15 protein-coding genes are annotated in these 12961 nt (G+C 68.7%); 9 read left to right on the top strand and 6 right to left on the bottom strand.

Annotation, left to right across the window (positions count from 1 at the left end; genetic code table 11):
* Nucleotides 1-94: 94 nt before the first annotated feature.
* A complete protein-coding gene (locus IO29_RS13005; RefSeq protein WP_324604266.1) occupies nucleotides 95-457 on the bottom strand; it encodes an immunity 49 family protein in 363 nt (120 codons plus the stop codon).
* A gap of 71 nt (nucleotides 458-528) precedes the next feature.
* Between IO29_RS13005 and IO29_RS13000 the strand changes: the two genes are divergently transcribed.
* The 5 genes from IO29_RS13000 to IO29_RS36570 all read left to right on the top strand — a co-directional run bounded on the left by IO29_RS13000 (nucleotide 529) and on the right by IO29_RS36570 (nucleotide 4453).
* The gene (locus IO29_RS13000; protein ID WP_030379322.1) at nucleotides 529-1011 is read left to right on the top strand and encodes a hypothetical protein; all 483 of its coding nucleotides are present in this window, start codon (nucleotides 529-531) and stop codon (nucleotides 1009-1011) included.
* Between the two features lie 133 nt (nucleotides 1012-1144).
* A complete protein-coding gene (locus IO29_RS36575) occupies nucleotides 1145-1864 on the top strand; it encodes a prepilin peptidase (protein ID WP_078618224.1) in 720 nt (239 codons plus the stop codon).
* 284 nt (nucleotides 1865-2148) lie between these two features.
* The gene (locus IO29_RS12990; RefSeq protein ID WP_234307488.1) at nucleotides 2149-2508 is read left to right on the top strand and encodes an SH3 domain-containing protein; all 360 of its coding nucleotides are present in this window, start codon (nucleotides 2149-2151) and stop codon (nucleotides 2506-2508) included.
* A gap of 232 nt (nucleotides 2509-2740) precedes the next feature.
* Nucleotides 2741-3583, top strand: a complete 843-nt coding sequence (gene trpA, locus IO29_RS12985; RefSeq protein WP_051707564.1) for a tryptophan synthase subunit alpha — start codon at nucleotides 2741-2743, stop codon at nucleotides 3581-3583.
* Between the two features lie 162 nt (nucleotides 3584-3745).
* Entirely contained in the window at nucleotides 3746-4453 is a 708-nt protein-coding gene (locus tag IO29_RS36570; protein WP_234307487.1) for a GNAT family N-acetyltransferase, read from the top strand.
* 108 nt (nucleotides 4454-4561) lie between these two features.
* Here the strand turns inward: IO29_RS36570 and IO29_RS12980 are convergent, their stop codons facing one another.
* From IO29_RS12980 to IO29_RS12955, 5 genes are all read right to left on the bottom strand, one after another.
* Nucleotides 4562-5050 (bottom strand): gamma-glutamylcyclotransferase family protein, encoded by a 489-nt coding sequence (locus tag IO29_RS12980; RefSeq protein WP_078618223.1) that lies wholly within the window; start codon nucleotides 5048-5050, stop codon nucleotides 4562-4564.
* Between the two features lie 13 nt (nucleotides 5051-5063).
* Complete coding sequence (locus IO29_RS12975; protein WP_030993937.1) at nucleotides 5064-5609, bottom strand: GNAT family N-acetyltransferase; 546 nt, start codon at nucleotides 5607-5609, stop codon at nucleotides 5064-5066.
* A 22-nt stretch (nucleotides 5610-5631) separates the two neighbouring features.
* Nucleotides 5632-6948 (bottom strand): NsdA family TPR-like regulatory protein, encoded by a 1317-nt coding sequence (locus IO29_RS12970; RefSeq protein WP_158709323.1) that lies wholly within the window; start codon nucleotides 6946-6948, stop codon nucleotides 5632-5634.
* 884 nt (nucleotides 6949-7832) lie between these two features.
* Nucleotides 7833-8321 carry a TrmO family methyltransferase domain-containing protein gene (locus IO29_RS12960; protein ID WP_030379314.1) on the bottom strand — a complete coding sequence of 163 codons (489 nt, stop codon included), beginning with the start codon at nucleotides 8319-8321 and terminating at the stop codon, nucleotides 7833-7835.
* Nucleotides 8322-8399: 78 nt separating this feature from the next.
* Nucleotides 8400-9785, bottom strand: coding sequence for an NsdA family TPR-like regulatory protein (locus IO29_RS12955; protein WP_030379313.1), 1386 nt, complete (start codon nucleotides 9783-9785; stop codon nucleotides 8400-8402).
* 209 nt (nucleotides 9786-9994) lie between these two features.
* Between IO29_RS12955 and IO29_RS35535 the strand changes: the two genes are divergently transcribed.
* The 4 genes from IO29_RS35535 to IO29_RS12935 all read left to right on the top strand — a co-directional run bounded on the left by IO29_RS35535 (nucleotide 9995) and on the right by IO29_RS12935 (nucleotide 12778).
* Nucleotides 9995-10546 carry an ATP-binding protein gene (locus IO29_RS35535; protein WP_051707563.1) on the top strand — a complete coding sequence of 184 codons (552 nt, stop codon included), beginning with the start codon at nucleotides 9995-9997 and terminating at the stop codon, nucleotides 10544-10546.
* Nucleotides 10543-11118 carry a DUF5999 family protein gene (locus tag IO29_RS39415; RefSeq protein ID WP_267881978.1) on the top strand — a complete coding sequence of 192 codons (576 nt, stop codon included), beginning with the start codon at nucleotides 10543-10545 and terminating at the stop codon, nucleotides 11116-11118. Before IO29_RS35535 ends, IO29_RS39415 begins: the two co-directional genes overlap by 4 nt.
* Nucleotides 11115-11498, top strand: a complete 384-nt coding sequence (locus IO29_RS35530; protein ID WP_051707562.1) for a DUF6302 family protein — start codon at nucleotides 11115-11117, stop codon at nucleotides 11496-11498. The genes IO29_RS39415 and IO29_RS35530 overlap by 4 nt, the downstream gene beginning before the upstream one ends.
* 359 nt (nucleotides 11499-11857) lie before the next feature.
* Nucleotides 11858-12778 carry a Scr1 family TA system antitoxin-like transcriptional regulator gene (locus tag IO29_RS12935; protein WP_030379309.1) on the top strand — a complete coding sequence of 307 codons (921 nt, stop codon included), beginning with the start codon at nucleotides 11858-11860 and terminating at the stop codon, nucleotides 12776-12778.
* Nucleotides 12779-12961 lie beyond the last annotated feature (183 nt).

Raw genomic sequence — 12961 nt, 5'->3', positions numbered from 1 at the left:
CAGCAGCGGCTCCAGCTTCGGGCCTCGACGAGGAACAGACGCACCAGCAGCAGAAGTCACACCACAACTAACGATCAACTACTGGCGCAGGACACTAGAAGGGTTCAGCGGACTGCAGGAGGCGCTGCGGGAGGTAGGGGGATTCGACGCGGATGGCCCAGCCGCGGCGACGTGCGTGGCAGGCCAGGGCGAGGATGTCGAGGTTGACCGAGGCGTCCGGGTCGCCGGCGCGGTCGGCGACCTGGTAGTAGTCGCGGTGGGCTTCGAGCGCGTCGGCCAAGGCCAGGTTGAAACTCTCCTCGTCCCCTTCCACGAGCTGCGACAACAGCACGGCCGGCGGCATGGCGAAGCCCCAGTCTTTGGCCTTCTCTGCCTGCTGGAGTGCCCGCTGCGCGGCCTGTTCGGGGTCGGTACCCCGCTCCCAGGATGAGAGCTGGGTCATAGTAGTAGCGTCCACTCGTGGACGACGGCCCCCACCTCCGACGGTGATGATCAGATCCTCAGCCGTGTCCAGGAGGGGGTATCGCTGTGCCGGTCCTGCGCCAGATCACCACATGCACCGAGCCGTCGACCGTTGTCATCGAACGCCGCGTCCGCGCCCGCGACCGATCGGTGGACTACCGGCTGGAGGTCTGCCGGCGCCACCGGTGGCTGGCGAGCAACTGGACCGGACGCCGTAGCACCGCCGGTGCCGGCGGACAGTGCGGCACCGTCACCGACTACCGCCCCTACGCCCAGATCGTGCAGTCCCATACCGACCTGTGGCTGCGGCCACTGGCCACGAACGGCCCCGAAGACCACGGCGGTAACCTCGCGGCCGCACTGCGCGCGGGGTACGCGTTGCTCACGGCGCACCGGGAACCGACCGGCGTGGCGATCGCGCTGGAGCACGCGGCGCGGATCGCCGAGGCGGTCGCCGCCGGAACCCTGCCCCTGGCCGAGGGACAGGCTCAGGTCCTGGCGGCTCTCAGCGCGGCGGAGACCCTTGACGCCGGAGCACGTGGGGCCTGACGCGCTCCGCCCCATCCCGATCCCGTCCGAAACCACGGCGGCGGCGTGGCGGAAAGGTACGGTCGCGCGGGCCATAGGGTCGAAGCCCACCGGCCCGTCACGGGGAGGCCGGGCCGCGAACGAGGAGTCTGTCTTGTCCGCCCTCAGTGTTGCCCTGACCACCGCCATCGGAGCCGTGGCTGGCGCTGCGGCGCGCCCCGTGATCTTCGCCCGGTCTGTGCCGGCGCCTGAGGCCGCACGCAGCAACTGTCCGCACTGCGGCAGCGCCGTCCTCGACCGCGGGCTGCCGGTTTTGCCCCTCTCCGGGCGCTGTCCGGCATGCGCGAAGGCGATCGGCCCGCGCCCGCTCCTGCCGGAGGCGGCGGCCGGGACCGCCTTCGCAACCATCGCCGTGGGTGGGGCGAGCGGATGGTTCGCCGCCGTCCAGTACTGGGTGGCCGCGTGCGGGGTTGCGCTGGCACTGATCGACCTCGCCGTGCAACGGCTCCCCGACGTCCTCACCCTCCCTGCCTGCGGCGGGACGCTCGTCCTGCTCACCGCGGCCGCCCTTGCGAGCGAGCCTGGAAGCCTGGGCCGCGCGGCGGCCGGCGCTGCCGTCCTCACTGCCGTCTTCCTCCCCATGGTGTTCGCCGGAGCCATGGGCTTCGGAGACGCCAAGTTTGCCCCGGCCATCGGGGCGCTTCTGGGCTGGAGCAGCTGGACGGTCCTGTTCTGGGGAGCGGCTGCGGGCTTCGTCGTCGGCGCTGTCTCGGAGGTGGTGCGGATGGCGGCCGGCCGTGCCCGTCGCACGCACGTGTCCTTCGGCCCCTACATGGTCATCGGGGCCCTGGCGGTCTCCGTCACCGCGTCCTGACCACCCTGAACTGTCGGAAACTCCGCTTCCTGTAATCGCTCGTCCTGAATATCGATTTCCGGAACGCCTTCTACCGGCCTCGATGTTCCGGAATTCGATTTCCCGGAATGAACCGATCTTGGTCAAGTCTTCCACGCGGTTCGAAGATCGAGTCCTGAATCAAGACGAGACGCGTTCCGGACTATTCCTCGCCTGCCTCCGCCAGGCTCACCGGCACCGTGATGGTGAGGCCTTACGTAGGCCCGCGAGCGCATTCTGGCCGACGACACTAGGAAGAGCCGCACATGAACACCCTCACCCGCCGCGTCGCGACCGTGGCAACCACCGGCGCGCTGCTCCTCGGCGGCGCCGTCGCCACCGCCTCCACCGCCAGCGCCGCGACGGTCGGCAGTGGAGCCTGCACCCACCAGATCAAGCTGAACACCGACGTGTACACGACGGTGAAGTTCCGCACGGCCCCTGGCACCGGCTACACCTCCACCGGTCAGCTCTCCAGGGGCACCGACGTGTACTGGCAGTGCAACAAGGGCGACAACGGCAAGCCCGGCGCCTGGGGCTACGTCACGGTGAAGTCCGGAGCTCACAAGGGCAAGAAGGGCTGGGTCGCCGCCCAGTACATCAACGTACTGATGCAGCTGGACTGACCCCGACCCTGCCGGCAGAGACGCCCGACCCGAGCTCTCCCGGCCCATCCAACGCCTGAGCCGTCACTACGAACAGGCCCAGGACGACGCGACGGCGGCCCGGCCCCCTGTGAACCCGGGCCGCCGTCCGCGTACCCCGCACCCGGAGCCCGGCTCCCATCCCGCAGATGGTCTTCCGCCGGTCCGAGCCCGAGAGCCGCCGACCGGGCGATCGAATCCCAGGACGGGCACCTTGAATCTCACTTCCTCGTCACTCCGCGCACCGGCGTCCCACCTGGAGCGGGCACTGGCCCGCGCCCGCGGGCAGGAGCGGGCCGCACTTGCTGCCTACCTCCCCGCCGGCTACCCCACGCTCGACCAGAGCCTCGACGCCCTGCACCTGCTCGCGACCACCGCCGACGTGATCGAGATCGGCCTGCCCTACAGCGACCCCCTCATGGATGGTCCGCTCATCCAACGAGCCGCCGAGCAAGCCCTCCGGGCCGGATTCCGCACCGAGCACCTCTTCACCACCGTGCGGGAACTCGCTGCGGCCTCCAACGCCGCGCTCGTCGTCATGACCTACTGGCAGCCAGTCCACCACTACGGCCCCGCCCGGTTCGCCCAGCGCCTCGCTGCGGCCGGCGGGGCGGGCGTCGTCATTCCCGACCTGCCCGTCGAAGAGGCCTCCGACTGGCTGAGCGCCGCCCACGAACATCACCTGGACACCGTGTTCGTCGTCGCGCCGAACGCCACCGACCAACGCCTGGCCCGCGTCTGCGCTGCCGCCAGCGGCATGGTCTACGCCCCCGCCACCACCGGTGTCACCGGCAGTCAAGGTCCCCTTCACCCCGGTCTGCCCGCCTTCATCGACCGTCTGCGCACCCTCACGCACCTCCCCGTCGGCGTCGGCATCGGTGTCTCCACCCCGGAGCAAGCAGCGATCGTCGGCACCTACGCCGATGCCGTCATCGTCGGCTCCGCCTTCATCCGCGCGCTCGACTCCGCACCCGGCCCCGCTGGCGCCCTCCAGGCCGCTTTCCTCGCCCAGCGCCTCACCGACGGGCTCTTGCGCTCACGGCCTGCCGCAGCCTGACATCGACGAGGTGACGGACTACTAGCGAACGCTTGCGGGGCATCCCGCCGCATACGGGAAGACCGCACATGACGATCTGGCCCAGAGCTCAGAGGAGTCGGTGTGCCTACCAGGCAGTAGAGGTCTAAGGTGCGGACCGGACCACCAGACTGCCGACCGCTCATGGACGAGCACACAGGAGCGGACCGCATGCTTTCAATGCGCCCAGCCACGCCAGCTGACCAGACCGGCCTCACCGTGATGATCCAGGCGCGCTCCGACTGGATGAAGGCCAACCAGTGCCCGAACTGGCGCAGCTGGGGACGACACGTCCACGAGTTGGCCAGCAACTGCACACGCCGCCAAAGCGAGATGTGGGTCCTCACCGAACATGACCGGATCCTGGGCTGCACCACGATCCTGCGGACGTCCGCGCCCTGGACCTGGACCGCGGCCGAAGCCGCCGACACTGCCTACTACCTCAACGGCACCGTCACCGACCCTGCCGAACGGCACCGCAAGCTCGGCACGCTCATCGCCGAATGGGCCGTCGACCGCGCTGCACGCGAGGGCGTCAGCCGTGTACGCCGGGACTGCAGCTCCCCAGCACTCGCCGCCTACTACCAGCAGCAGAATTTCCAGCTCATTCGAAAGGTGTCATCCCCAAGAGGCCTCCCCTCGTACGCCTTAGAACGCAAGGCAGAACGCATTCACGAGCTCGGTGCCCGTGTTGTCTCAGGCATTCCGATGCCAGGACCCCCGGAGAGTCCGATGACACCCCCCGCCAGAAATGCGCTATCGAATGCGGTGGAAGCAGCTCGATTCCTATCGCGGTCATTGCGCGGCACGGCTGCGGTGTCCGTTTCGATGGAGGCCGCGATCGGGAGATGAGAACCAGAACGGCCCGTCTCCGCTCCAGAGACGGGCCATCCGTGAGCGCTCAGCGGCAGGACCGCTTCAGTGGCGTGAAGGGGCAGCGCGCCGAGGTGAGGCGGCGTCCTACTCGCCCTTCGGCCGCCCCGCGGCCAGCCCAGGAGCAAGACGCGCACAGCGGGCCGCGTAGGCAGCCAGGTGTTGGGCTTCGAACTCGGCGGCGTCCCAGTCGTCCACCCGTACATCGCCTCCGGGCCAGACGTACGCCCAACCTCGCCCACCGTTGGCCAGCGGCAACTGCCGCAGCTCGTATCGAGCGTCCTCGAACGCGTCAAGGATGCGCCACTCTTCGCTACTCAGGTCGGTCAGTATCAGCCCGGGGGCAAGGTCGGCGGACGTTCCAGCGACGAGGCCTGGGTAGACGCGGCCTTCGAGCGCGGCAGCACGGTAGCCGGGCGCGGACGCCGGGGACTTCTGCGGAACTCGGCCCAGCAGGCTCCGAAGGACGGCATCGAACTGGAGCGTTCCGTAGCAGAACAGCACGTCGGGACGTTGCGAGAGTCGGTCCCGGTTCTGAGTGGCTTCCGGGGCGGAGGTGGTTATGGCTTGCGTCATGTGCTTTCCGGTCTCAGTGGGAGGTCAGGTACATCGCGTCGTAGACGGGTGATTCCGGGGCGTGCTTGATCTGGCCCAGGATCGTGTACCCCCACCGGAGATAGGCATCGTGGGCTGGCTGGTTATCCACGATGCAGGTCAGGGCTGTGACGTTCTCCTCCCGTCCGGAGATGACCGTGTCGTGGATCTGGCGTCCGAGACCGCGATTCTGCTGAGCGGGCAGCACCATCAGTTCCCGCAGCCAGAAGATGCCTCCGGAGGCGGCGAGTTCTTGCAACGGGGCTGGCCGCCGAGTGCCGAGGGACGTCCACCAGGGCTTGTCGTGCGGCAGGGTGGCGCCGTGAACGTATCCGACGATCCGACCGTCCAGCCGGGCCGTCACCGTCTCGAAGCCTTCGGTGTCGAATGCGGCCTCGAGTCGGCTCTGGAAGGAGTCGACGGAGAAAAAGGGGTCACCGACGTAGGGCGGCGTGTCGTACACCGTGGCGTAGACGTTGACCAGCTCGGTGAGCATCGCCTTCGCTGACTGCGCGTCGTGCCGCTGGAACTCCGGGTCCACCGTCTGCACTCTCCTCTGCTGCTCACGCGACGTGAGTTCGGATCTGTTCGAGTAGGTCCCCCACGCCGCGGGCGCGTCGATGGGGAATCAAGCCGTCATGAACGATCGTCAACTGCGCAGTCGTCCGTGTGGACGACATCCCGCTTTCGACGAGCTGGAGTGCCTGCGTCGCGGCGGCCAGGCCGTGGTCGATGTCGCCGTTCTGCACAGCCGCGACCGCGAGCCGGCCAAGGCACATCCCGCGGTTCCTGGAGTGGGCGACGTCCTGAAGCGTCTCAGACCGTGCGAGAAGCTCTTGAGCTCGGGCCACCTGTCCGAGGTCGAGCCGGCACATGCCCTCCAGACATGTCAGCTCGGCCAGGTTGAGGAAGTGCGCCCAGTCCGGGTCCAGCTCGTGGTCTCCGCGCTCCCACTCCTGCCAGGCGCGCCTGATGGCAGCCTCGGCGTTGAAGACGTCCCCGATGCGTGCGTGGCCCTGGGCCTCTCGGATAGCCAGCAGTGCGGTGACGCGGCTCGGCGCGTTCCAGAGCTCGGCATGCCGCTGTCCGAGCTTGGCGAACCGCACGGCTTCCCGTCCCTTGTTCAGGTCGACGGCCTGGCGGGCCATGTTGCTCAGGGTGCGGCTGGCCAGCACGTCGTCGCTGGTGTAGTTGGCCGCGTTGAGTGCCTCGGAGAAGTACTGGCGGGCCTGGGTCTGCAGTCCTGCGTCGTAGCAGAACCATCCGAGCGACGTCGTCAGCTTCCCCGCGAGCGCGTGCAGCCGCTGGCCGAGAGCCTCGTCGTAGATACCCCGGTCGATCATGTGGTGTGTCCAGAGCAGATGAGCCCTGGTCGGTCGCCACAGTCGATTCGCGCCGAACTGCTGGTCAATCGCGTAGTTGTCGTCGGCTGCGCCGGACAGCAGCTCGACCTCCTCCGGCGAGATTCGCCACTCGCCGCTGCGGTTGGTACCGGTAGTCGTCTCGGCCAGCCATGGGGGCGGCGCCTCATCCGTGAGAGGACTGGAGCCGGCGGCGACCAGGAGAGGACCGGGTGAGGCCTGGCTCACCAAAGGCACCGGCATGAGAACCGCAGGACCCGCCTCCTCATCCGTTGGCGGGCGGAATCCCAGTTCCTCGACGGGGCAGTTCCAGTAGGCGGCCAATACCGCCCGGCTGTCAGGATGCGGCCAGGGAGGAGGGTCGGAGTTCTCCCACTTGGAGTACTGGCGGATCGTGAACGTAGGCGTCTTACTCAAGCGCCCTTCTGCCCGAAGGCGTCGGGCAAGGGCTGAGAGTTCCCGTACGACGTCCTCTTGCGTGCGGTTTGCACGGGTGCGTAACCGCTTGAGTTCACGCATGGCCACCTCCTCACCGTCTGGATGGCCTCACGGTAGCGACTTCGACAGCCTCGCGTGAGGGTTCGTCACCTAAATCCCCAGGTCAGAGGGAAAGGGCAGGTGAAAGGGCGGCCAAAGGGCGTGTAGGAGGCGGCCAGAGTTCCGGGGAAAAGACCTGTTCACCGCTCCAGTCGTTCGCTGCACTAGGTGACGTTGCAGACACCGTGTGTTTCATCGCGATACGTGGGAGAGCTCATGGAGGTCGGCGAGGTCGCCGAGAGCACGGCTCTGTCCGTGTGGTTCTCCACGGCTACCCCGTGCCCGGACACGGCGGCCAGCTGGTGGCAGGAGAACCCTCACCTTCCACGCCGTCTTAAGTGCGGCGTGACCTTCGACGTCGTCATGGCAGATCGGCAGCTGATCGAAGCTGCCTACCGGCTCCTTGATCAGTACGAGCAGCCCCTTGGGCCCGCTGTGAGGTTCACCAGCCTCCGCTCCGCCGCCGTGTTGGTGCCGAGCGGCACAGTTGAGAGCTGGAGCAGTCTGGTGGCGGCCTCCCAGTGGCCGAGTGGGCTCCCCAGGCCGGCCTGCCTCGGCCTAGGCCACGCCATCCTCGTGCCCGCCCCCGCCCCCCGATTGGCGACCGGAGTCGCACAGTGGCTCGTCCCGCCCGACGAGGAGCAGGCGATCGGCGGAGCGCCGCTGCTGACAAGCCCTGCGCCGCTCGCCCGATGCCTCGCGGAGGCTCTCACCCTCCACGCCCCCGCGGAGCAAACGCCACTGCGTCGTGCCGTGGCAGTGGTCAGGTCCGCTCTGCCGTCCTCCAGGAGGTCGTGATGGCGACGACACCAGCACAGACGCCGCGTACAGCTGTATCGGGGCGACTTCCTGGGGAACAGAACGGCTCAGGGGCGCTCGCTAGCGTTCTTCCAGTAGTTCTGAAGCATGTCGGTGGGCCATGGCGGCTGGTGCACCGTTCCGCGGGGCAGCATCTCCTGGAAGACCGGCGCCAGGTCGACGACAGGGGTGCCGGCGTCCGCGTCCAGGTCCGTGACGCGCAGGTCCCGTCCTTCCACTCCCAGCAGGCGCGGGTAGGAGATTCCGATCCGGGCCGGCCGCCTGTGGTTGCGGTGAACGAGGCCGCCGGTGGCCGGCCAGTCCGGATTGCCGCGGGGACTCCGGGGCTCGAGCTCGATGTCGCTGTCCGATCCCAGGCTGAAGTGCCAGACCACTTCCAGGTGGCTGAACTCCTCGATGCCCTGGAGGGCACTTTCGGGGATGCTCGGGACGAGACGGATGATCGACTCGACTCCGCCTTTGTAGTCGTCAAGGCGACCGGTCTGGCCCCCTACGACCGTGGCGATCACGGGCACCTGGATGAACTGGTCGAACACGCTTCCGCTCCCCTCCTGGACCTTCTCCTCGGGCGCCGACGCACGCGCGTTCCGCTCCGGGCTTCCTTACCGTACGGGCTACCGGTCTGCGAGGACGGCACGGGCTCGTACGTCGAGGTCGGCGGCCGGGCCTCCGCCTCGGCGGAGAACGGGGCTCAGCGCGCGGCGCATCTGCACCACGGTCTGTCGGGCTCGCCCGGACTGGACGCCGGTCATCGTGTCGAGTGCCTGATGCCACGTGGCGCAGGCCGCCTCGAGTTGCCCCTGCTGGACCTGTACCTCACCGAGGTACCCGAGGGTGACGGAGTGGGTCCGCTTGAACGGCGTTTGGCGCGTGCGGACGCTCCGCTTGAACTGCTGCTCAGCACCCTTCAGATCGCCCATGTCCCGCAACGCGGCGGCGGTCTCATGTGCGAGGCTCGCCTCGCCGAAGAACCACACCCGAGCGGGCTCGTCGCCGTCCTGGGGGGCGCGCGAGAGATCGGACTCTGCACGGTTGAGCGCCTCCGCGGCCTGCTTCTTGTAGCCAGCGGCAGCCAGTCCGCGGGCATGGACGACGCCGAGGAGGGCCTTCTCCCTCCAACAGGCCTCGGCGTAGCGCCGGCTGGAGAGAGATCCCTCGGCCAGGCGTACGGCTTCCTTGGGCTGATGCAGGTCCACGGCCTGGTGGGCCATCGCCCGCAGCACGTGCCCGGCGAGCGGCGCGTCGCCGGCCTCCTCGGCCAACTGGGTTGCGAGAGTCAGCCACCGCAGCGCAATCGGGTGTTCCCCAGCGTCGAAACTCGTCCAGCCCGCGAGGTAGGCCAGCTCGGCAGCGGCCGACGTCATATCCCGGCGCAGACCATCGGAGGAGAAGCGTCCCCCAAGGAGTTCGGTGACGTCGGTGCGCAGGTAGGCCACCAGGGCGGCGCGCCCCACCCCCCGGCCGCCGCGTTGCTGGTCCCGCCGGGACAGGAAGGCCGTCATCTCGCGCACGCTGGTGACGTCCTCGGCCGTCACCGTGTGCTTCGACAGGGGCTTGCGGGTGCGGGCTCGGGCAGCAGATTCCTGCCACCAGCCTTCGGTGGGCAGGGCCAGGCCGGCGACCGAGTAGGCCGACTGTGCCAGTACCTGGCGCCGTGCAATGTCCATGTCCGTGCTCCCGAGGGTCGCCAGCGTCGCGAGGGTGTCGACGCTCCACGTCGGCGTCTGTGGGTCGGCGGCATCGTCCGTTGCCAGCCCGATGTCGGTCAGCGTGATGGTGCGGCCGAGGCCACGGGAGAGCGTCTCGGCCAAGATATGCGCTGCACGGCCTTCGGGTGTGGCGCCACCGATCCAGCGGGCGATGCGGGAATGGTCATAGCGCAGGAGCTCGGTCGCGCCGTTCTCTGCGGCGACAGCCCGGAAGCGAGCGGCCAGTTGCCGCTGCGACAGGCCCCATTCCTGGACGACGGCTTCCAGTCGAGTGTTGCGTGTGCGCCCCATACGTGTGCGCCCCTGTCCCCGAAACGATCTTGCACCACGTGCACCACATCGGCGCGCTGGCCGGGATTCCCGTCAGCCCTCGCACGCGGTTGTCTCGTGAAGACGATATTCCTCCAACCCTCCTGCCTTGCAACGGAATCGGCCACGTCATGCCTACGAGCTCGGACGGTGACCGGAATTGGCCCCTATGGGGCTGAGAAGGGGAGCTGATGAACGTGCACGACTCCGCGGTCGACCTCTACCAGCCGGCCAACGCCACCCTGGCCGCCCGCAGTCTGCAGGGGCCTAACGTTGCCGAAGCGGTCATGGCCCAGGCGCCCGGCCGTATCTCGCCGACGTTGCTTGAGTGGCGCCCCTTCGAGAAGGTGGTCGTGGTCTCTGCGGACCCGGCCGCTGTGCCCCAGGCCCGTCGACAGCTGCACCGGTTGATGTGCAATTTCGGACTGGCCTTGGTCGCGGACGACCTCACGCTTGGCGCCCAGGAGCTGATGGCGAACGCGGTGACCCACGGTTGCCGCGGACAGGCGGCAAGGGAGTTCACACTTAAGGCGTCCTGCCTGCGTGGACGTGTTCGGATCGAAGTGCAGGACCCTTCCCCCGACCTACCGCTCCCTCGTTCTGCGAGCGACGACTGCGAGGGAGGCCGGGGCCTGGTGCTCGTCAACGAGGTCGCCACGCGCTGGGGATCCAAGCCGGGGCCCGGCCAAGGCAAGACGGTGTGGATGGAACTGGACGCTGCCGATGAGGAGGCCGCGTCGTGAATCTCCGTCTGTCACGGGTCACCATTCGCCGCAGGTCCGCTGAGGTAGTTGGCAGCTCCCGCTCTTTTGCAGCTCCCGTCAGGGAGACCCTGGCCCTGGTGCTCGACGAGAACGCACCCATCCTCGACAGCGACCAAGACATCGACGACGTAGTCCTCCGTCTGCGCGGTCACCTCATGGAACTCGGTCATGCCACGCCCGAGCCGCCACGTCCGGCCATCGAGAAGGCGTTCAAGGCAGCCCGGCTGCTTGCGGACATCGACGTGCCGACGGGGCACGTTCAGGCTCGCGTTCATCTGCGACAGCTGGCCGAAGCCGTGAACCTGGTCATCACCGAGCTGACCAACGCCGGCGCGGTGTGCGGTCACCAGCCCGAATGTCCCTCCGTTGAGAACCGTGACTTCCAGGCCGCGCAGGTACGTGTTCGCCACTCCGAGATCGGGTGCAGTGAGCTGTGCAACGGTGTCCTCGTCTTCGACGACACCGGATGTCTCCTCCCGTCCGGCAAGGTCGTCGACCCGCGGCGGCCTCTGCCTCTGGTCGCAAGCGGACCGAAGGCGGTGACGTCGTGATCTCCACGTACCTGACTTCTCCCGCTCGGCAGGACCTGGGAGTCCACATCCTTGCCCCCGAGGAGGCGTGCGACTTCGAGTACTGGGCCGCGCGGCTCGTCCACATCGAGCTTCTGCGTGACGCAGTAGCGGTGGCCCTGTACCGGCTCCCCCTCCTCGCGGTCCCGGCCGGCAGGGGACGCCGCGGCGGTCGCATGGACATGGTCTTCGCCGGCTGCGCGGAACTCGCCGCGCGCGAGCTTCACGGACGCCCCGGATTCCACAGCGTCGCAGCGATAGGGACGGACGTCGTATGGGGCGAGCCGGTACCCAAGGACCTGACCCCCGATGCCCGACGCCGGTTCTTCGGTCTTCAGCACAGCCCCAGGCCCGGCCGTTGACCGCGTACCAACGGCAGGCGTGCCATGCCTGAACCGCCGTCGGTAAAGCGATCACGGACATGGCGACCGAGCCGTCTTCAGGTCCGCATCGCGGTCTTCGTCCTGGCGATGGTCACCATCAGCTATGCCGGATCCGGGCCGACGCCGTGGTGACCACCCCCGGTGTGATCATCACCGTTCTCATCGTGACGGCCATGGGCCTCCTCATCCACTTCGGAGCGCGAACCGGCCGGCCTTGGCCGCCTCGGCCGGACCACAAGCCCTCGACGCGAACGCACGAGCGCCCTGATCACCACAGTCCGTCCCCGCCGCGCGACCTGTCCTGACTCAACCGAACGACGACACAAGGACCCACCTCCATGCTTCATGCCGTTCCCGCATCACCCACTGAGGTGCCGCAGGCGCCCGCCCGGATTGTGACGGGCCTCTACCTGCGGTGCCTGCGTGAAGCGAGAGGCACCACGCTCGAGGACGCGGCCCGCGCCGTAGGGGGGTCGGCCTCCGCCGTCAGCCGGTGGGAGCGTGCTGAGTCCCCCATCCGGAAGGACGCGCTGCAGACGCTGCTGACGCGCTACGGAGTGGTGGGGAAGCACGCCGCCTTCCTGATGCTGCACATGCCGCCGCAGAGCTACAGCCGCGACCAGCGCGACGAAGAGGGCCTCGCCCGGCGGGCTCCGCACGACTTCTGGGCGGATGTGGCCGACCACAAGGCGACGGCCCGCTACATCGCGGTGATGCGGACAGCGAGCGAGGTGACCCAGTTCTGCATGGCGGTCCCGGCCGGCCTGCGCACTCCGGCGTACCAGCAGATCGTGCTGGCCCCCGATGTCTGTGCCACCCCCGATGAGCCCGTGCTCGGACTGCCGTCATGGGTGCACAGGGTCCCGTGGGCCGCGGGCCAGCGGCGCACGGTGCTGCTGGACGAGACCGTGCTGACCAGGGGAGGCAGCCAGTCCGAGGCGGTGGCCGGCCAGCTTCGGCATCTGGCCGACCTCGTGAGCCGGGAGGAATCCGGCGTCCGGGGCCTGGTCGTCCGCATCCTGCCGATGAGCCCGGTCCTTTTCGTCCACACGGTCGGCTCGTACGCGGAGGTGACGCTCCACGGGCACCGCCTGGTGACGAGCATCGGCCTCTTCCCCACCTACGAGACCGGCTCCGGCGCAGCCCGGACCATAAGCGCCGGGCTGAGGGAGGCCGTCGCCGCCGCGTGCAGTCGTGAGGAGACCTACGACCGGCTCGTGCGCGCGGCCGACGCCATGCAGCGGAGGGCCACCTCGTGATCCTCGCCCGCCTGCTCACCCTCCTGCTCGGCGTCGCGCCGCCTGACGTGCCCATGGCCCGGCTTCTCGTCCTCGATGAGGAGGCCTTCATACGGCGTGTCCGTACCCCACGTCACGACGACAGCGACGGCTCCGAGATCCGGCGCTCCGGGCGCAGGGGTGCGGGCAGGACCGCCCCCGCCT

Source organism: Streptomyces sp. NRRL F-6676, assembly GCF_000725625.1.
Lineage (GTDB): Bacteria > Actinomycetota > Actinomycetes > Streptomycetales > Streptomycetaceae > Streptomyces.
This window is presented reverse-complemented; position numbering and strand designations above follow the sequence as displayed.

Coding starts and splice junctions, on each gene's coding strand:
- IO29_RS12970 (WP_158709323.1), bottom strand. CDS start 6,948: ATGCGTGAACTCAAGCGGTTACGCACCCGTGCAAACCGCACGCAAGAG.
- IO29_RS12955 (WP_030379313.1), bottom strand. CDS start 9,785: ATGGGGCGCACACGCAACACTCGACTGGAAGCCGTCGTCCAGGAATGG.
- IO29_RS12935 (WP_030379309.1), top strand. CDS start 11,858: ATGCTTCATGCCGTTCCCGCATCACCCACTGAGGTGCCGCAGGCGCCC.
- IO29_RS12990 (WP_234307488.1), top strand. CDS start 2,149: ATGAACACCCTCACCCGCCGCGTCGCGACCGTGGCAACCACCGGCGCG.
- IO29_RS12980 (WP_078618223.1), bottom strand. CDS start 5,050: ATGACGCAAGCCATAACCACCTCCGCCCCGGAAGCCACTCAGAACCGG.
- IO29_RS35535 (WP_051707563.1), top strand. CDS start 9,995: ATGAACGTGCACGACTCCGCGGTCGACCTCTACCAGCCGGCCAACGCC.
- IO29_RS36570 (WP_234307487.1), top strand. CDS start 3,746: ATGGACGAGCACACAGGAGCGGACCGCATGCTTTCAATGCGCCCAGCC.